The following is a 16,277-nucleotide window of genomic DNA, read 5'->3' as shown; positions in this document are numbered from 1 at the left end:
TAATCCGTTACAGAAGCTTGTCGAGGATGAAGGGGCGTTCCGGCGTCGTTTCCACCTTGCCGTTTGTGCGCTGGTTGCGCTGCTCGACCGGCGTGCTCGGCGCATCGAGATCGCCCCTGCGGCCACAGCTGGAGAGAGCAAGACCTGCAGCGAGCGCCACGCTGACCGGAATGATGATACTGCGAGAGGTTTTAAGGAGCATGGACCCGTCCAAAGGAAATCTTTGCATCTCTGATAACGAAAAACAGGGAGCTTGTGCACCCTGTTTCTTGTGATGGTGGCGTAACGCCAGATTGATCGGTTGCTCGATCAGTTACGACCGCGCCACCAGGCGATCTGCTTGCGCACTTCAGACGGCGCCGTACCGCCGAAGCTGGTGCGGCTTGCGACCGACGCCTCGACCGACAGCACGTCGAAGACGCTGGCGGTGATCGCCGAATTGATCGCCTGCAATTCCTCAAGCGAAAGATCGGCCAGATCGCAGCCCTTCTTTTCCGCAAGCGCAACCGCATGCCCTGTCACGTGATGCGCATCGCGGAATGGCAGGCCAGCTTCACGCACCAGCCAGTCGGCAAGATCCGTCGCGGTCGAGTAACCGGAACCGGCAGCGGCGCGCATGCGATCAGCGCGCACTTCCAGATCGCGGATCATGCCAGTCATGGCGGCAATCGCAAGCTCCAGGCTCTCCGCCGCATCGAAGACCTGTTCCTTGTCTTCCTGCATATCCTTGGAATAGGCGAGCGGCAGACCCTTCATCACGGTGAGAAGCGCGACCAGCGAGCCATTGATACGGCCGGTCTTGGCGCGCACCAGTTCCGCGGCATCAGGGTTCTTCTTCTGCGGCATGATCGAGGAGCCGGTGGAGAAAGCATCCGACAGACGAATGAAGCCGAATTGCGGTGTCGACCAGATGACGATCTCTTCCGCCAGGCGCGAAAGATGCGTGGCGCAGATGGAGGCGATCGAGAGGAACTCCAGTGCGAAGTCGCGATCCGACACCGTATCGATGGAGTTGCGCGTCGGCTCGCGGAAGCCGAGTGCATTCGCCGTCATGTGGCGGTCGATCGGGTAGCCGGTTCCGGCAAGCGCCGCAGCGCCGATCGGACTTTCATCCAGATGCTCGATAGCATGGCGAACGCGGGCACGGTCGCGGCCAAACATTTCGACATAGGCCATGCAGTGATGACCGAAGGTGACGGGCTGAGCCGTCTGCAGGTGTGTGAAGCCCGGCATCACCGTATCGGCATGCTGCTCGGCGCGGTCGAGGAAGGCTGCGATCAAAGCGCTCAACATGGCTTCGGTCTTCTGCAGCTCTTCCTTGACCCAGAGGCGGAAATCGAGTGCGACCTGATCGTTGCGCGAACGCGCCGTGTGCAAGCGTCCAGCGGCGGGTCCGATAAGATTTGCGAGACGCGCCTCGATGTTCATGTGAATGTCTTCGAGCTTGCGCGAAAACTCGAAGGTCCCTGCCTCGATTTCTGACAGGATCGTGTTCAGACCCTCGATGATCTTGTCTTTATCTTCGGCCGAAATAATGCCTTTTGCAGCAAGCATGGTGGCGTGGGCGATGGAGCCTCGGATATCCTGGGCGTAAAGCTTCTTGTCGAAGCCGATGGAGGCATTTATCTCTTCCATGATGGCGGAGGGACCGGAAGCAAAGCGTCCGCCCCACATCTGGTTGGAGGATTTTTGTTCTGCGCCGTCAGCCATTGTGCATGCCCTGGAGTATTCGATGACAGAAAAAAGACCTTTCAGACTTCCTTCCGTCAGACTTGTTGCAATTGCCGCCATCGCCGGGATTGTCTGCGGCGGGGGAGCGGTGTTGTTCAGGCATATTGGGTCTGAAGGACAGGTTCAAGGGGCAGCGGTGGCGGATGCGGCTTTATGTGAAGGCGCGGCCAAGCGCATTGCCAGCATCGAGCCCCTGCTGAAAGGCCAGATCGCGGCGATGTCGCCGACCGATAAGCCCCGTGTCATTCCGCTCTCCTTCAAATCGGCCGACGGCACGGCGATGACGCAAGCGGATCTCAAAGGCAAAACCGTTCTTCTGAATCTCTGGGCCACATGGTGTGTCCCCTGCCGCGAGGAGATGCCTGCTCTCAACGCTTTGGAGAAGGAAAAGGGCAGTAACGCGTTCGAAGTCGTGACCATCAATATCGACAATGGCGAGGATGAGAAGCCGAAAGCCTTCATGAGCGAATACAAGATCGATTCGCTGAAGCTTTACCGCGATAGCTCCATGGGCGTCTTCAATGCCTTGAAAAAGGAAGGCCTTGCCTTCGGCCTGCCGGCAACGCTGCTTCTAGATGACAAGGGCTGCCTGCTCGCTTCCATGAACGGCCCGGCCGCTTGGGACAGCCCCGACGCCAAGGCGCTGGTAACGGCAGCAACCTCCCCCTGATCAGCGTGTCGGGACCGGAATCTCGCCACGGTAATCGTAAAAGCCGCGGCCGGATTTGCGGCCAAGCCAGCCTGCTTCGACATATTTGACCAGCAACGGGCATGGGCGATATTTGCTGTCGGCCAGGCCATCATGCAGCACCTGCATGATCGAAAGACAAGTGTCGAGACCGATGAAGTCGGCAAGCTGCAGCGGGCCCATGGGGTGGTTTGCACCAAGCTTCATGGCGGTATCGATGGCTTCCACCGTGCCGACGCCTTCATAAAGCGTATAGATCGCCTCGTTGATCATCGGCAAGAGAATGCGATTGACGATGAAGGCCGGGAAATCTTCCGCAACGGTAATCGCCTTATCCAGCGAGCGGACATAATCCTTGGCCGTCTCGAAGGTCTTTTCGCCGGTGGCAATGCCGCGCACCAGTTCGACGAGCTTCATCACCGGTACCGGGTTCATGAAGTGAATGCCCATGAACTGTTCGGGGCGGTCGGTCGCAGACGCCAGGCGGGTAATGGATAGGGAAGAGGTGTTGGTGGCAAGCAGGGCTTCAGGTTTCAGCACTGGGCAGACCTGAGCGTAGATCTTGCGCTTGACCTCTTCGTTCTCGGTAGCGGCCTCGATGACGAGATCCATTGCCGCCAGATCGTTCAGATCGGAAGACCCGCCGATCAGGCCGAGCGCGGACTTGCGCGCATCGTCCTCAAGCTTGCCGTTGGAGACTTGTCTCGCCAGATTGCCGTTGATGGTGGCCAGCCCCGCCTCGATGCGGTCCTTGGAGACATCGTAGATATGCACCTTGTAGCCTGCCAGAGCCGACACATGCGCGATGCCGCAGCCCATCTGACCGGCTCCGATAACACCGATGTTCTTGATTGGGGCTGTCATGCGTTTATCTCCTGTCGGGTTGGTCTCAGCGCTCATGGCGTCGAAGCGCGTCTTGGTCTTTCAGACTGACCCGGTCGCGCTTCAGATCTTCGTTGTTGCGCATATTGCCACAAAACGAAAGCGGCGCGTCGGTAAAAACGCGCCGCTTCCCATCATTGCGGTTATCAGATTGCTTTTTCAAGCTCTGGAAGGGCTTCGAAGAGGTCTGCGACGAGACCGTAATCGGCAACCTGGAAGATTGGTGCCTCTTCGTCCTTGTTGATGGCGACGATGACCTTGGAGTCTTTCATACCCGCCAGATGCTGGATGGCACCGGAGATGCCGCAGGCGATGTAAAGCTGCGGAGCAACCACCTTGCCTGTCTGGCCAACCTGCCAGTCGTTCGGCGCGTAACCGGCATCGACGGCAGCGCGCGATGCGCCGACGGCAGCACCAAGCTTGTCGGCAACCGGCAGGATGACTTCCTTGAACTTCTCCGAAGAACCGAGCGCACGACCGCCCGAGATGATGATCTTGGCAGAGGTGAGTTCCGGACGGTCGGACGAAGCAAGCGCGTCCGAAACGAAGGAGGAAACGCCGGGGTTTTCGGCAGCCGAGACGGATTCGACGGAGGCAGAACCGCCAGCCTGAGCCGGAGCAAAGGATGCGGTACGAACGGTGATGACCTTCTTGGCGTCAGTCGACTGAACCGTCTGGATCGCGTTACCGGCATAGATCGGACGCTTGAAAGTATCGGAGGACACGACGTCCGTGATTTCGGAAATCTGCGCCACATCGAGAAGCGCTGCCACGCGTGGCAGCACATTCTTGGCCGATGCCGTGGCAGGGGCGATGATCACATCATAGGATGCAGCCAGCGAAACGATCAGTGCAGCCAGCGGCTCGGCCAACTGGTTGGCGTAAGATGCGTCGTCGGCAAGCAGCACCTTGGAAACGCCGGAAAGCTTCGCAGCTTCATCGGCTGCCGCTTTGGCGCCCGAGCCGGCGACCAGCACATGCACGTCACCACCAATTTGCGTTGCCGCCGTCAGCGTCTTTGCCGTCTGGTCGGAAAGGGTTGCATTGTCGTGTTCTGCCAGAAGAAGAATGGCCATGGTTTATCTCCCTTTCACTTTCCTTAAAGGACGCCGTCGGCTTTAAGCTTGGACACCAGTTCAGAGACGGATCCAACCTTGACGCCTGCCTTGCGGCCAGCGGGCTCTTCGGTCTTCAAAACCTTGAGGCGCGGAGCGATGTCGACGCCGAAATCGGCGGGCGACTTCTTGTCGAGCGGCTTCTTCTTGGCCTTCATAATGTTCGGCAGCGAGGCATAACGCGGCTCGTTGAGGCGAAGGTCGGTGGTGACGACAGCCGGAAGCTTCAGCTCGACAGTCTGCAGACCACCATCCACTTCGCGGGTCACAGCAACCTTGCCATCGGACGGCTCAACCTTGGAAGCAAACGTGCCCTGGCCCCAGCCCAGGAGCGCTGCCAGCATCTGGCCGGTCTGGTTGGAATCGTCGTCGATCGCCTGCTTGCCGACAATGACGAGACCTGGATTTTCCGCCTCGACGACGCCCTTCAAAAGCTTGGCAACAGCGAGCGGCTCAACGGTCTCGTCGGTCTCAATGAGGATGGCGCGGTCGGCACCCATAGCGAGTGCGGTACGCAGCGTCTCTTCAGCCTTTGCAGGGCCGATGGACACGACGATCACTTCCTCGGCCTTGCCAGCCTCTTTCAGCCGCAGGGCTTCCTCGACGGAGATTTCGTCGAAAGGGTTCATCGACATCTTGACGTTGGCAAGCTCTACACCGGAGCCATTCGCCTTGACGCGGATCTTCACGTTGTAGTCCACCACACGCTTCACTGGGACAAGAATCTTCATCGGCAGCCTTCTTTCAACTCCTGACCGTAAGCGCGTAGGCAAACGGTCCTCCTGACAATCAAGTTGAGCCATGGATACGCATTTTTCCAATGAGATCAACGGAACAATGCTCATGACGCGATGCACTCACGAAATATCTTACGTTGACGTGAACGTAAATACTCGTTCTCAGAATAATTTTCACGGAATACTATCGGATGGCCGTTCCGTTTGCGACACGCCAGCGTCTTGCAGCCCCTGATTTTTGTGCTGAACCGCCCGCGGCGTAACCAGTGTCCGGTCAACCAGTGGAACGCCGCTTCGACGAAAGAAAACGACAAGGATCGCCCCCGTCACAATACCTCCGACATGTGCCGCCCAGGAGACGCTTTCTTCCGGGCTCAGGAGCAGCATGACGAATTGCTGGCCAACCCATAGTGCCAGGGGAATGAAGGCTGGAAGCGGCACCGGAATGCGCATGAAGACCAGCACCCAGACCCGCACGCGCGGATGCAGTAGAAGATAGGCGGCAACCACGCCGGAAACCGCACCCGATGCCCCGATCAGCGGACCTTGGGACTGTGGCGCGATAAACCCGTGAAGCAGCGCACCTGCGGCGGCGCAGGCAAGATAGAAGATCAGAAAGCCGAGATGGCCGAACGCGTCTTCCACATTGTCGCCGAACACCCAGAGAAACACCATGTTGGATGCGAGGTGCCAAAAGCTCAGATGCAGGAACGCATAGGTAACGATCGTCGCATCTTTCGGGACCAGGACCAGCGCAGGGTCAAGCGAAGCGTAGTCGAACAAAACGGCGGGAATGAAACCTAGCCCCAGCACCGCAGCGCTCGCCTGCTGATCGCTCGAAAATGCGCCAACGACCAGCCAGACGAGAATGTTGATGCCGATCAGCGAAACCGTCACATATTGCAGCTTGATGTGCTTCAGCGAGTTCGCATCATGCAGCGGGATGAACATGGAATGCGACCTCTGCCTTTGCGCTCAACTCAGCGGTTCTTTCCGGGTACCCAGAGGACATCCGCCTTTATCGCGTCCGCATTATGATTGGCGAAACGCGCGGCAACGAAGAGGAAATCGGACAGGCGGTTGATGTACTTCAGCGCAGCGGGGCTGACGATCTCGTCTTCCATCTTCGCAAGCTCCACCATACGGCGCTCCGCCCGTCTCGACACCGTGCGGGCCAGATGCAGATGCGCCGCCGCGGCCGAGCCGCCGGGCAGCACGAAGGAGGTGAGAGCCGACAGCGTGTCGTTCAAAGCATCGATCTCCTTTTCGATGCGGGTGACCTGCGATTCGACGATCCTCAGCGGCTCGTAAGACAAGGGCTTACCATCATCGGGTGTGGCCAAATCTGCCCCCAGATCGAAAAGATCGTTCTGAATGCGAAACAGCATCGCGTCGAGTTCGGTCAAATCGGTGGTATGTAGCCGCGCCATGCCGATGACCGAATTGGTCTCGTCCACGTCACCATAGCTTTCCACGCGCAGATCATATTTCGCCCGGCGGGGCCCGGAGACCAACGCCGTGGTGCCGTCATCGCCCGTCCGAGTGTAAATCTTGTTGAGTTTCACCATATTAGCGCCCGCCTCCTGTCAGCCACAAGGTCAGCATGATCAAAACGATTGCCACGGCCTGCAGAATAAGCCGCAACTGCATCAACTGGTTGGAGCGGTTGGCATCGGTCCCCTTCAACATGTTGAACAGACCACGGATGAGAACCAGCACGACCAGCCCCATGACAATGACCGCAAGCACGGTGGTAAAGCTGGACATCCTATTGCCTCCCTCAGCATGTCGCGCAAAATGGTTAGCGTTCTTTGCGATAACGACAACCGCAAGCGTTCTAACGGATGAGATGGCGATTTAGCTAGTCGAACTTGCGAAGAAGTCTGTAAAATAGAGAAGCTGGCAGTAGACGCTTCAACAGCACACCCTGCTTGGCCGGCGTGGTGATCACATAATGCGGCTTTGGACGACGCGCCGTCAAAGCATGATGCAGGTCCTTGTACACCGCTTCGGGACCGAGCTTATGCTTATTGACTGGTCCGCTGCCTTCCAGCCGGGCAAGCTGGCGTCTGTATTCCTGCGCGTGCGCCGAATTCTCGATATCGATATTGGCCTTGATATGCTTCAAGGCCGTCGCCGTAAAATTCGAGGCGATCGGGCCGGGCTCGATGAGGCTCACATGAATACCGCTGCCCTCCAACTCCATGCGCAAGGTGATACCGAGCCCTTCCAAAGCAAATTTCGACGCGTTGTAAGCGCCGCGATATCGATAGGGCACTAGCCCAAGAATGGAAGAGCAATGAACGATTCGTCCCTGCCCTCGTCTGCGCATGAATGGGATGACACGGCAGGTCAGGTCGTGCCAGCCGAACACATTGGTCTCGAATTGCTGGCGCAGCACCGCGACGGAAATATCCTCCACCGCGCCGGCCTGCCCATAAGCGCCATTGTTGAAGAGCGCATCGATGCGGCCGCCGGTGCGGGCTGCGACCTCATCTACCAGAGCGGCAATGCTCTGCGGCCGGGTATAGTCCATGATCAGCGCTTCGATGCCCTGACCTTCCAATGCCGCCAAATCCTCCGTTCGGCGCACCGTGGCGAAGACCCGCCAGCCATCACGGTGAAGCGCGCCGGCGCAATAGGCACCAATCCCGGTGGAGCAGCCGGTGATGATGATGACGGGCTTTTCAGACATGGTATCCTCGACACTTCAACAAGCAGGTAAAGAAGCTTGCGTCCCGTTGAATAGCGCACAATTCTTATCGGTGAAATGGAACCGATGCACGGTTTCGGGCGCTATACAATTCGAAACCCATTTCCCATATTTCATTGCTCGTTACGAATGAAATTCTGATCAAGGAGGTGACATGGCTGCCGCTTTAAGCCTCGCCCGCAAAGTTGCCTACGACGCCTATATCCACTTTGCCGAGGATGACGGCTGGGCCATGGCAAGCCATGTCGCATTGTCTGGCCTTTTGGCGCTTTTTCCCTTCCTGATTTTCGGGACGGCACTTGCAAGCTTTCTCGGTGCGGATCAGTTTTCGGAAACGGCGGTTCATCTGATCTTCGACACATGGCCGGAGGCCATTGCCGGGCCGCTCGCAGCCCAGGTTCAGCAGGTTCTGACGATACCGCGTGGCGGGCTTTTGACCATCTCGGTTCTGGCGGCAGCTTACTTCGCCTCCAATGGCGTGGAAGCCATCCGCATTTCGCTGAACCGCGCGTATCGCGTCACCGAAACCCGCTGGTGGTACATCACCCGTCTTCTCAGCCTCTTTTATGTCGTGCTGGCCGTCATCATCTTTGCCGGCATCAGCATCGTCCTGGTTGCCGTTCCTGTCGCTTTAAAATTCGTCGAAACCCGCTCTTCCCTTCTGACAGAGGTGTTGCAACTGGTTTCCAATCTCGGCCTTTACGGGACTATCGTGGTCTTGACCGCGGGCCTTGTTGCCGCGCATTTGTGGCTGCCGGCAGGCCGCCGCAAGCTGTGGGACGTTCTGCCCGGTATTCTGCTGACGATGATTTTCTGGATCATCGGCGCTGCGATCTTTGCCTACTACCTGGCCACCTTCGCCAACTATGCCGCCACCTATGCGGGTCTCGCCTCGGTGATGATCGTCCTCGTGTTCCTTTACATGGTTGGCGTGATCTTCATGCTGGGTGCTGAGGTCAATGCGGCGCTGATGAAGTACCGCGTTCGCCGGGTGGTGAAGGCTGGCATCCGCACTGGCAGTCTCAGACGGGCGCTAGAGGCCGACGAGGCGGCGGACATCTGACGGCGTGCAACCCGCGTCACGCAGGACCGTCAGCCCTGTGCTGCCTTCGCTCTTCGACAGCTTGCGCCCATCCGAGCCCAAAATGAGGCGATGATGATGATAGTCCGGCACCGGCAGATCGAGCAGCGCCTGGAGCAGACGATGCACGGATGTGGCATGGAATAAATCGAGCCCACGCACCACCTTCGTCACGCCCTGCAGCGCATCATCGATGACGACGGACAGGTGATAGCTGGACGGGGCATCGGAGCGGGACAGAACCACATCGCCCCAGGCGGCCGGATCGGCCTTGATCGATATGTCACTGCCCTGCCCCAACTCCAACCAGACCAAAGGATCGGAAAGCTGCGCCAGCGCTCTCTCCATATTCAGGCGCCAGGCATGTTTTGCGCCGGTCGCCAGCAAGGCTTTGACCTCTTGGGGGCCACGCTCCTTGTCCCGCGGCGGATAGAGCGGTGCACCATCCGGATCGCGCGGCCAGCTTCGACCGGCTGATTCGTACTCCGAAACAAAAGCCTTGATCTCGCCGCGGCTCATGAAGGCCGGATAGACCAGCCCCATCTCGATAAGACGATCCAGCGCCGCACGATATTCCAAAAAATGCTCCGATTGCCGCCGAACAGGCTCTTTCCACTGCAAGCCGAGCCAGCGCAAATCCTGATAGATACCCTGCTCGAAAGCAGGGGTGCAGCGCATCAAATCGATATCTTCGATACGCAGCAGGAAGCGCCCACCTTGCGCGACGGCCATGTCATGGTTCAGGAAAGCCGAAAGTGCATGCCCCAGATGCAGCGGGCCGTTGGGACTGGGCGCAAAGCGAAAGACTGGATTTTGACGAAAGGGTGAAGTCATAATGTCTTCTGCCACGTTTTGCGGCGAACTGTCATTATGGACCGGGTTCTGAAATGAAGATCATCCAATCCACGGCCGATATCGACGAGGGCGTGTCCGCACTTCGCCTGATCGATGCACGGCTGGAGCCGGTGATCGAGCGGGCGGGTGTGATCCCGCTCAGGCTGAACGAGGCAGGATTTGCCGGATTGGCGCATATCATCGTCTCGCAGATGATCTCCCGGGCGAGCGCCGATGCCATCTGGCGCCGCATGGTGGCGGGCACAGAAACCATTACGGCCGAGCATTTTCTCGCCGTGGATGAGGCGACCCTCTCAAGCTTCGGCTTGTCGAATGCCAAACGGACGACACTCTTGTCACTCGCCGAGGTAGTTGCCGCAGGAGAACTGGATCTCGTCGAACTCAGCCACCTGGAGCCAACCGTCGCGATGCAACGATTGACTGCCCTGAAAGGCATCGGTCCTTGGACGGCGGAAGTCTATCTGATGTTCTGCGGCGGGCACGCCGATATCTTCCCCGCTGGCGATGTGGCACTTCAGGCCGCCGTGATGCACGCCTTCGCGCTGGACGTCCGTCCGAGCCGAAACGAACTTGCCGAAAGGGCTCGTTTCTGGTCGCCGTGGCAATCAGTCGCCGCGCGCATTTTCTGGGCCTACTACGCTTCGATCACGCGGCGGGATGCGCTGCCGATTGCCTGAAATCCGCCTTTCTTTCCGTGCTTCATTTAGAGGCTTCACAATCCTGTAACAACAGACCTAATATACAGATGTAGATGCAGAATCGCTCAGGAGACGCCCTTGACGATTGCAGTTTCACCACAGGCCCTGCCGGCGCTCGTCCTGAACGCAGACTATAGGCCACTGAGTTATTATCCCTTGTCGCTCTGGTCCTGGCAGGACGCGATCAAGGCAGTCTTCCTCGACCGTGTGAACATCATCGCGGAATACGACCACGCGGTGTGCTCTCCCAGTTTTTCGATGCGATTGCCGAGTGTCGTCAGCCTCAAGACCTATGTCCAGCCAACGCGAAACCCCGCCTTTACCCGCTTCAACGTGTTCCTTCGCGACAAGTTCGAGTGCCAGTATTGCGGATCTCGCGACGACCTGACCTTCGACCACGTCATCCCTCGCGCCCATGGCGGAGAGACGACGTGGCACAATGTTGTGGCGGCCTGCTCTCCCTGCAACCTCAAAAAGGGCAGCAAGCTACCGAAACAGGCCGGCATGTTCCCGCACCAGCATCCCTATCAGCCAACGGTTCAGGACCTGCATAACAACGGACGGTCTTTCCCGCCGAACTACCTGCACGAAAGCTGGATGGACTATCTCTACTGGGATACCGAACTGCAGCCCTGACTTTTTCAGGACTGCCTCCGACGGCAAAGGTAGACGCGGATTCTGTGACCCCTCGTGCCCTTCGAGCGGACGAAGCGCCGTGCGACGGCATCGGCATCGGCATCGGCATCGGCATCGGCATCAAAATCGAAACTGATTTTCGGAAAGCAAGATGCGTATAGTCTCAGAGATCGAGCGTCTTTTGCACGTCCAGTGAGACGCACGGCGCTCTAAAGCTCGCGGCGATAACGGGATCCACACGTAAAGCTAAGAGCAAACCGCAAGCTTCAAAAATCGCGGTGCGCTTTAAGTCCGTATCTCGCTTTGATCAAACGCTTTTGCGGCTTGCACCCCAGAACGCGATTCCAGCAAGCACTGCGCTTGCGATCACGTTCCAGCCCGCAAAGGAAAGGCCCAGAACACGCAACGCTGCCTCGTTGCAGGACGGCGCCTTAATGGCGTTAAGATCACTCAAGAGATTGCCGGCATTGGTGGTGATGGAGGGTGCGCCGGTCGCACAGGTCGTTGGACCCGGCCAAAACCCCCATTCAACACCCGAATGATAGACGCCAAGCCCAAGCCCAATGAGCATGGCGATGCCGATCAAGACGAGCAGCACCCGCGTGAGGGCAGCCGGCAGCCTAAAGATGCTGGCGAGGATGGCAAGAACGCCGATCGGGGTCGCATAATAGTACGGATCACGCTGCAACAGGCAAAGCGCGCAGGGCGTATAGCCGCCGATATGCTGAAATCCCAAAGCCGACCCAACGGTGAAGATCATACCCGCCGTGACAAGCAACGCCGAAACCATGCGGCTTTTTTCCGCTGAAACACCTACGCTCATCATCGTCCTCATAACGCCAAAATCCTGCAAACCACCTGAACAGGTGGAAACTAAGGCGCCCCGCTCCGAAGAAAGTTCAGCGTCTCCACGAACGAGGCCTTACAAAACAACGCCTCAAAGCAAGCCAAGCGAAATTGAACGATCGCAACGCGCTTCAGGACGGAAAGCACCATCGCTCTAATCCAGTCCCACCCGAACTGCAATCCTCAGAACCGCCGCTCCAGCGGCAGACAAGCAAAGTTTCATCAAACGCAGTTTTCAGCAAAAACAGGTTGACCAAAGACCCGCGGTTCGTATAGTCCGCCGCATACCAACCGACACGCTTCGGAGTTGCCCCTTTGGCGGAATTGGTAGACGCGCCTGACTCAAAATCAGGTTCCGAAAGGAGTGCTGGTTCGATTCCGGCAAGGGGCACCATCATCTTTTTCAAGCCACTGAGAAAGCTGCGCTTTTAGGCGCTTTTTGTGTCACTTTTTGACAACCTCAGAGCGTGGGCGATACTCGCGCGCTTTGGCCGAATCCGCTTCGAGATGGACTCGTGCAAATCCGATCTCCCTTTCGTGCAGTCATGCCTTCTGGGTTTTACAAATGGCATGAACTGCGAACCGCAGCGGATGGCTGGGCAAGAATACTTGCTGCGTCGTACGTTACCTATCGAGGTCAAAAATTACATTCTGTTTCACCGGGGAGACATTTCGCACGCGATGTATGTGGAGAGCGCGCAGCGGACAGTCGCTCGCCTTGGCGCCGTTGAGAATTCCAGCTTTGTCCGAAGCAAAGCGATCAATGCCCTAGAGACAAGTACAACAGTCGAGCGGTATGTTCCGATCACCAGAATGACCGCCAACAAAATGCCGCCGGTCGATTCTTCTATCGTCGATGAGTCGCTAGAGGTGTGATACCTTACAGCGAAATCACGTTGTCACTTCGCCGACTTTTTGCTTCCCGGCTTTGTCACCGTGGGAATGTTGCAGCCTTTGCTTCTCAGATTGGCTTCGATCGCGTTGACTTTGCCTTTCGTGACAGCCAACTGACCTTCCTTATCACCACCAAAGGTGCTCGACATCGGAACGCCTATTAGAAAGACGCCAAAAGCATCGCCTGTTGCGGCATCGTTCTGTTGCTTGGAGACGGCCAATAGAGCGGTTTGCTCCTTCAGGTACTCCTGCGCCAATGATTGGCAGTCCATGTTGCCATAAGCGGCCATCGGCACATCGACTGGAACAATAGCATCTGGTCTTTTTGCACAGGCAGTCACGGCCAGTCCTGCGACCAGCAGCGTCAAAATCTTTTTCATGATGTCCCTTTACCCCTCGAAGACGCCCCTACGTCCCTTGATCAACGATACAACGTAAGATCGAGATCGAGTCAATAGTTTGCTGGGGTCAGATGCAGGTGTCCACGGACTTATTGGAAACTACGAAGATTCATCCATCGATCAACTGGCCATCCGAGATATCGATACCCAACATCGTACCTGCGAATACGAAGAGCAGAAGAACAGTCCGGTTGCTCAACGTTGATCTCATGAAACGGTGCGCCACTTCTGCATAGATCGACTGGGCCAGTCGCTTCTTATAGCTCCGGTTTAGCCAGGAAAACCATGACCGGACGGGAAGGAAGGTCTTGTCTCCGATGCCGTCGATCAGGACGAGTGCACCGTTCTTCTCGTCAACGACGATATTCTTCAGGTGCACGTCCACGGCAACAATCTCGCTCTTGACCAGCCAGTCCAGGAATTCCGAAAGCGCAGCATCCGTCTGCTGGCTGTATTGCCCGCTCTCGATCGCATCCTGAAGGGTCATCGCAAGGGCACCGTTTCTCCGGCGCACAGCCTTCACCAGAATGCCTGTGCCCCTGTCGGTAGAAACGACGCCTGCAAAATGCTGGAGATGGCGCGCGGTTCTGGGGCCTTCTTGTGCGACCCGCTCATACTCCCGCAATTCGCGCCGCAGCGGCACGATAGCCTTATAGAAACGCCGCACTAAATACAGCAGCCGGATGTTCTGGAAGTAGCGGCGTGGCGGCATCTTTGTCTGCACCTTCACGAGCATGTTGGTACCGGGAAGAGCGTAGACCTCACGCGACATGCCGGACGCCAGCGGCTTTTCCAGAAGTCTTAACGGGGACCGGGAATTATCGGTTACCGACGCCGATATCGACATCACTGTCTCCTGTTGTCATAAATATGAAATATTCCTCATATTGCATATTAGTGCGAGACAAAAGCTTCGTTTGCGAGAAGGCAGGCCTATCGCGTGGCGGTGTGAACCACAGATAAGCAAAAGGCGCACCGGGAGCGGCGCGCCTTCACAAGCAGAAAACAGGGTCGAGCGGATTACAGGCTGCGGCCGATGTCCAGGAACTTCTGACGACGTTCGGCGCGAAGCTGGCTGCCGGTTTGAGCTGTCAGCTCTTTCAACGCAGATTCGATTGTTTTCCCCGTTGCGGCGATCACGCCTGAGGGGTCGCGGTGGGCGCCGCCGATGGGCTCCGGAATGATCCCGTCAATGACGCCGAGCGCTTTCAGGTCATCCGAAGTGATCTTCATGTTGGTCGCGGCCTCCTTGGCGCGGGTCGAATCGCGCCAGAGGATGGAGGCTGCACCTTCGGGGGAGATCACAGAGTAGATTGCGTGTTCGAGCATGTAGACACGGTTGCCGGTGGCGATCGCAATGGCGCCGCCGGAGCCGCCTTCGCCGATGACGACGGACACGATCGGCACCTTGGCGTTCAGGCACATTTCCGTCGACCGGGCGATGGCTTCCGCCTGGCCGCGTTCTTCAGCACCGACACCTGGATAAGCGCCGGCGGTATCGATGAGCGTCACGACGGGTAGAGAGAAGCGGTCGGCCAGTTCCAGAACGCGGATCGCCTTGCGGTATCCTTCCGGACGCGGGCTACCAAAATTATGCTTGAGGCGCGACTTCGTGTCGTTGCCCTTTTCCTGGCCGATGATTGCGACTGGCTGGCCGTTGAAACGGCCAAGACCTGCCTGGATGGCGGCATCTTCGGCAAACTTGCGGTCGCCGGCCAGCGGCGTGAAGTCGGTGAAGAGCGCGCTCGCATAGTCGATGAAGTGCGGGCGCTGCGGGTGGCGGGCAACCTGCGTCTTCTGCCAGGCATTCAGCTTGGAATAGATGTCCTGCATCGCGTCGTTGACGCGCGATTCCAGACGCGAAATTTCCTCGGACGTATCTATGCTCTCGTCTTCTGCGGCCAGTTTCTTCAGTTCAAGAATCTTGCCTTCCAGGTCCGAAATGGGTTTTTCGAAGTCGAGATAGCTGAGCATGAGATCCGTTTCCGATCGTTTTGCGCAAGGTTTGACCGGGCTCTCCCGGCGGTTCCGGTCGCTCTAATCAAGGTTTTTGCCCTGTTTGGCAAGAGGGTGGTGCGTTTGTACCAACTCTTGGAGGCGTTCTTCCAACACATGTGTGTATATTTGTGTCGTTGAAATGTCCGAATGGCCGAGCAGTTCCTGCACTGCGCGCAGATCCGCGCCGTTCTGCAGAAGATGGCTGGCAAAGGCGTGCCTAAGCACATGCGGCGAGACGGCCGAGGGGGTGAGGCCGGCGCGGATGGCGATATCCTTCAGGTCGCGGGCAAACACCTGACGGGGCAGATGCCCCTCCTTGCTGGCAGAGGGAAACAGCCACGGGCTTTCTTCGTCTGACTTGCCCTTCGGCGCGAGCGCCTTGCGGGCTTCATCGTATCTCTCCATCGCCTCGATCGCCGTTCGTGACAACAAGACGACGCGATCCTTGTTGCCCTTGCCGCGGATCATCAGGAAACGGCCTTCGTGTCGCAGGACCTTGGCCGGCAAGGAGACGAGTTCGCTAACGCGCATGCCCGTTGCGTAGAGCAGCTCCAGCAGAAGATGCATGCGGATGCGCGCCAGTTGCCCCGGCCCTTCCAGGCTCGCTTCTTCCGCGGCTTTGGCGAGAAGCGCTGTGACGCTGGCAACACTCATGGTTTTCGGAAGAGATCGACCTTTGCGTGGCGCGTCCAATATTCCAGTAGGATCGTCGGTGCGAACACCCTCAGAATAGAGAAACTTGTAAAACTGCCGGAGCGCAGAAAGGCGCCGTGCCTGCGAGGATGCGGCAAAGCCTTGCGCAGAAAGATGAGCCAGATAGGCCGAGAGGTCGGCTGTGGTTGCCTCGGTCAATGACGCATGGCGCGATGAGAGAAACGCCATCAGGTCGTTGAGATCGCGCTCATAGGAGGCAAGCGTGTTCATCGCCGCACCGCGCTCGGCGCTCATCATTTCCAGAAAGCCTTCCAGTCGTGCATGATCCTGGCGAGACATGGCTTGCCT

At 57.8% G+C, this 16,277-nt stretch carries 20 protein-coding genes and 1 tRNA gene; 6 read left to right on the top strand and 15 right to left on the bottom strand.

From position 1 onward, the window contains the following. Positions 1-7 precede the first annotated feature (7 nt). Both lptM and argH read right to left on the bottom strand, forming a co-directional pair. Positions 8-202, bottom strand: a complete 195-nt coding sequence (lptM, locus tag ACTJK5_RS16510) for an LPS translocon maturation chaperone LptM (RefSeq protein ID WP_113265431.1) — start codon at positions 200-202, stop codon at positions 8-10. A 107-nt stretch (positions 203-309) separates the two neighbouring features. Next, a complete protein-coding gene (argH, locus tag ACTJK5_RS16505) occupies positions 310-1,710 on the bottom strand; it encodes an argininosuccinate lyase (protein WP_113227206.1) in 1,401 nt (466 codons plus the stop codon). 22 nt (positions 1,711-1,732) lie between these two features. Here argH and tlpA point away from each other — a divergent pair, with 22 nt between their 5' ends. Continuing rightward, entirely contained in the window at positions 1,733-2,401 is a 669-nt protein-coding gene (tlpA, locus tag ACTJK5_RS16500; RefSeq protein WP_440612844.1) for a thiol:disulfide interchange protein TlpA, read from the top strand. On the opposite strand, the gene ACTJK5_RS16495 is transcribed toward tlpA, so the two are convergent. From ACTJK5_RS16495 to ACTJK5_RS16465, 7 genes are all read right to left on the bottom strand, one after another. Beyond that, a complete protein-coding gene (locus ACTJK5_RS16495) occupies positions 2,402-3,283 on the bottom strand; it encodes a 3-hydroxybutyryl-CoA dehydrogenase (RefSeq protein ID WP_062423952.1) in 882 nt (293 codons plus the stop codon). Positions 3,284-3,447: 164 nt separating this feature from the next. Then, entirely contained in the window at positions 3,448-4,377 is a 930-nt protein-coding gene (locus tag ACTJK5_RS16490) for an electron transfer flavoprotein subunit alpha/FixB family protein (RefSeq protein WP_062423951.1), read from the bottom strand. 23 nt (positions 4,378-4,400) lie between these two features. After that, complete coding sequence (locus ACTJK5_RS16485; RefSeq protein WP_440612843.1) at positions 4,401-5,147, bottom strand: electron transfer flavoprotein subunit beta/FixA family protein; 747 nt, start codon at positions 5,145-5,147, stop codon at positions 4,401-4,403. A 180-nt stretch (positions 5,148-5,327) separates the two neighbouring features. Continuing rightward, positions 5,328-6,104, bottom strand: coding sequence for a rhomboid family intramembrane serine protease (locus ACTJK5_RS16480; RefSeq protein ID WP_440612842.1), 777 nt, complete (start codon positions 6,102-6,104; stop codon positions 5,328-5,330). Positions 6,105-6,133: 29 nt separating this feature from the next. Next, positions 6,134-6,721, bottom strand: coding sequence for a cob(I)yrinic acid a,c-diamide adenosyltransferase (locus ACTJK5_RS16475; RefSeq protein WP_440612841.1), 588 nt, complete (start codon positions 6,719-6,721; stop codon positions 6,134-6,136). Position 6,722: 1 nt separating this feature from the next. Continuing rightward, positions 6,723-6,920 (bottom strand): twin transmembrane helix small protein, encoded by a 198-nt coding sequence (locus ACTJK5_RS16470; protein ID WP_062423947.1) that lies wholly within the window; start codon positions 6,918-6,920, stop codon positions 6,723-6,725. Positions 6,921-7,014: 94 nt separating this feature from the next. Next, entirely contained in the window at positions 7,015-7,848 is an 834-nt protein-coding gene (locus ACTJK5_RS16465) for an SDR family oxidoreductase (protein WP_440612840.1), read from the bottom strand. A gap of 172 nt (positions 7,849-8,020) precedes the next feature. Here ACTJK5_RS16465 and ACTJK5_RS16460 point away from each other — a divergent pair, with 172 nt between their 5' ends. Further along, positions 8,021-8,929, top strand: coding sequence for a YihY/virulence factor BrkB family protein (locus tag ACTJK5_RS16460; RefSeq protein ID WP_062423945.1), 909 nt, complete (start codon positions 8,021-8,023; stop codon positions 8,927-8,929). Here the strand turns inward: ACTJK5_RS16460 and gluQRS are convergent. Continuing rightward, positions 8,900-9,781 carry a tRNA glutamyl-Q(34) synthetase GluQRS gene (gene gluQRS / locus ACTJK5_RS16455; RefSeq protein WP_440612839.1) on the bottom strand — a complete coding sequence of 294 codons (882 nt, stop codon included), beginning with the start codon at positions 9,779-9,781 and terminating at the stop codon, positions 8,900-8,902. The two genes, ACTJK5_RS16460 and gluQRS, sit on opposite strands and share 30 nt — an antisense overlap. Positions 9,782-9,834: 53 nt before the next feature. On the opposite strand from gluQRS, the gene ACTJK5_RS16450 reads away from it, so the two are divergent. Both ACTJK5_RS16450 and ACTJK5_RS16445 read left to right on the top strand, forming a co-directional pair. After that, positions 9,835-10,479 carry a DNA-3-methyladenine glycosylase family protein gene (locus tag ACTJK5_RS16450; protein ID WP_440612838.1) on the top strand — a complete coding sequence of 215 codons (645 nt, stop codon included), beginning with the start codon at positions 9,835-9,837 and terminating at the stop codon, positions 10,477-10,479. A gap of 99 nt (positions 10,480-10,578) precedes the next feature. Beyond that, positions 10,579-11,136: an HNH endonuclease gene (locus tag ACTJK5_RS16445; protein ID WP_062423942.1), complete on the top strand. Its 558-nt coding sequence runs from the start codon at positions 10,579-10,581 to the stop codon at positions 11,134-11,136. Between the two features lie 307 nt (positions 11,137-11,443). Here ACTJK5_RS16445 and ACTJK5_RS16440 read toward each other — a convergent pair whose 3' ends face one another. After that, positions 11,444-11,959 carry a disulfide bond formation protein B gene (locus ACTJK5_RS16440; RefSeq protein ID WP_440612837.1) on the bottom strand — a complete coding sequence of 172 codons (516 nt, stop codon included), beginning with the start codon at positions 11,957-11,959 and terminating at the stop codon, positions 11,444-11,446. 332 nt (positions 11,960-12,291) lie between these two features. Here ACTJK5_RS16440 and ACTJK5_RS16435 point away from each other — a divergent pair. Both ACTJK5_RS16435 and ACTJK5_RS16430 read left to right on the top strand, forming a co-directional pair. Further along, positions 12,292-12,376 (top strand) — tRNA-Leu (locus ACTJK5_RS16435). Positions 12,377-12,423: 47 nt separating this feature from the next. Then, positions 12,424-12,858, top strand: coding sequence for a hypothetical protein (locus tag ACTJK5_RS16430; RefSeq protein ID WP_062423887.1), 435 nt, complete (start codon positions 12,424-12,426; stop codon positions 12,856-12,858). A 23-nt stretch (positions 12,859-12,881) separates the two neighbouring features. On the opposite strand, the gene ACTJK5_RS16425 is transcribed toward ACTJK5_RS16430, so the two are convergent. From ACTJK5_RS16425 to xerD, 4 genes are all read right to left on the bottom strand, one after another. Beyond that, positions 12,882-13,256, bottom strand: a complete 375-nt coding sequence (locus tag ACTJK5_RS16425) for a hypothetical protein (protein WP_440612836.1) — start codon at positions 13,254-13,256, stop codon at positions 12,882-12,884. 130 nt (positions 13,257-13,386) lie between these two features. Further along, a complete protein-coding gene (locus tag ACTJK5_RS16420; RefSeq protein ID WP_113225160.1) occupies positions 13,387-14,124 on the bottom strand; it encodes a YrbL family protein in 738 nt (245 codons plus the stop codon). Positions 14,125-14,297: 173 nt separating this feature from the next. After that, the gene (locus ACTJK5_RS16415; RefSeq protein WP_113225161.1) at positions 14,298-15,251 is read right to left on the bottom strand and encodes an acetyl-CoA carboxylase carboxyltransferase subunit alpha; all 954 of its coding nucleotides are present in this window, start codon (positions 15,249-15,251) and stop codon (positions 14,298-14,300) included. Positions 15,252-15,314: 63 nt separating this feature from the next. After that, a complete protein-coding gene (xerD, locus tag ACTJK5_RS16410; protein WP_440612835.1) occupies positions 15,315-16,268 on the bottom strand; it encodes a site-specific tyrosine recombinase XerD in 954 nt (317 codons plus the stop codon). Between the last annotated feature and the right edge of the window lie 9 nt (positions 16,269-16,277).

The sequence above is a fragment of the Agrobacterium sp. 22094 genome, from assembly GCF_052046015.1.
Taxonomy (GTDB): domain Bacteria; phylum Pseudomonadota; class Alphaproteobacteria; order Rhizobiales; family Rhizobiaceae; genus Agrobacterium; species Agrobacterium cavarae.
Note: the sequence above shows the minus strand (reverse complement) of the source record. Positions and strands in the feature narration are given on the sequence as shown.

Coding starts and splice junctions, on each gene's coding strand:
- ACTJK5_RS16495 (WP_062423952.1), bottom strand. CDS start 3,283: ATGACAGCCCCAATCAAGAACATCGGTGTTATCGGAGCCGGTCAGATG.
- tlpA (WP_440612844.1), top strand. CDS start 1,733: ATGACAGAAAAAAGACCTTTCAGACTTCCTTCCGTCAGACTTGTTGCA.
- ACTJK5_RS16460 (WP_062423945.1), top strand. CDS start 8,021: ATGGCTGCCGCTTTAAGCCTCGCCCGCAAAGTTGCCTACGACGCCTAT.
- ACTJK5_RS16440 (WP_440612837.1), bottom strand. CDS start 11,959: ATGAGCGTAGGTGTTTCAGCGGAAAAAAGCCGCATGGTTTCGGCGTTG.
- ACTJK5_RS16465 (WP_440612840.1), bottom strand. CDS start 7,848: ATGTCTGAAAAGCCCGTCATCATCATCACCGGCTGCTCCACCGGGATT.
- ACTJK5_RS16450 (WP_440612838.1), top strand. CDS start 9,835: ATGAAGATCATCCAATCCACGGCCGATATCGACGAGGGCGTGTCCGCA.
- ACTJK5_RS16475 (WP_440612841.1), bottom strand. CDS start 6,721: ATGGTGAAACTCAACAAGATTTACACTCGGACGGGCGATGACGGCACC.
- ACTJK5_RS16415 (WP_113225161.1), bottom strand. CDS start 15,251: ATGCTCAGCTATCTCGACTTCGAAAAACCCATTTCGGACCTGGAAGGC.
- ACTJK5_RS16470 (WP_062423947.1), bottom strand. CDS start 6,920: ATGTCCAGCTTTACCACCGTGCTTGCGGTCATTGTCATGGGGCTGGTC.
- ACTJK5_RS16425 (WP_440612836.1), bottom strand. CDS start 13,256: ATGAAAAAGATTTTGACGCTGCTGGTCGCAGGACTGGCCGTGACTGCC.
- argH (WP_113227206.1), bottom strand. CDS start 1,710: ATGGCTGACGGCGCAGAACAAAAATCCTCCAACCAGATGTGGGGCGGA.
- ACTJK5_RS16480 (WP_440612842.1), bottom strand. CDS start 6,104: ATGTTCATCCCGCTGCATGATGCGAACTCGCTGAAGCACATCAAGCTG.
- ACTJK5_RS16485 (WP_440612843.1), bottom strand. CDS start 5,147: ATGAAGATTCTTGTCCCAGTGAAGCGTGTGGTGGACTACAACGTGAAG.
- gluQRS (WP_440612839.1), bottom strand. CDS start 9,781: ATGACTTCACCCTTTCGTCAAAATCCAGTCTTTCGCTTTGCGCCCAGT.
- ACTJK5_RS16490 (WP_062423951.1), bottom strand. CDS start 4,377: ATGGCCATTCTTCTTCTGGCAGAACACGACAATGCAACCCTTTCCGAC.
- ACTJK5_RS16420 (WP_113225160.1), bottom strand. CDS start 14,124: ATGTCGATATCGGCGTCGGTAACCGATAATTCCCGGTCCCCGTTAAGA.
- lptM (WP_113265431.1), bottom strand. CDS start 202: ATGCTCCTTAAAACCTCTCGCAGTATCATCATTCCGGTCAGCGTGGCG.
- xerD (WP_440612835.1), bottom strand. CDS start 16,268: ATGTCTCGCCAGGATCATGCACGACTGGAAGGCTTTCTGGAAATGATG.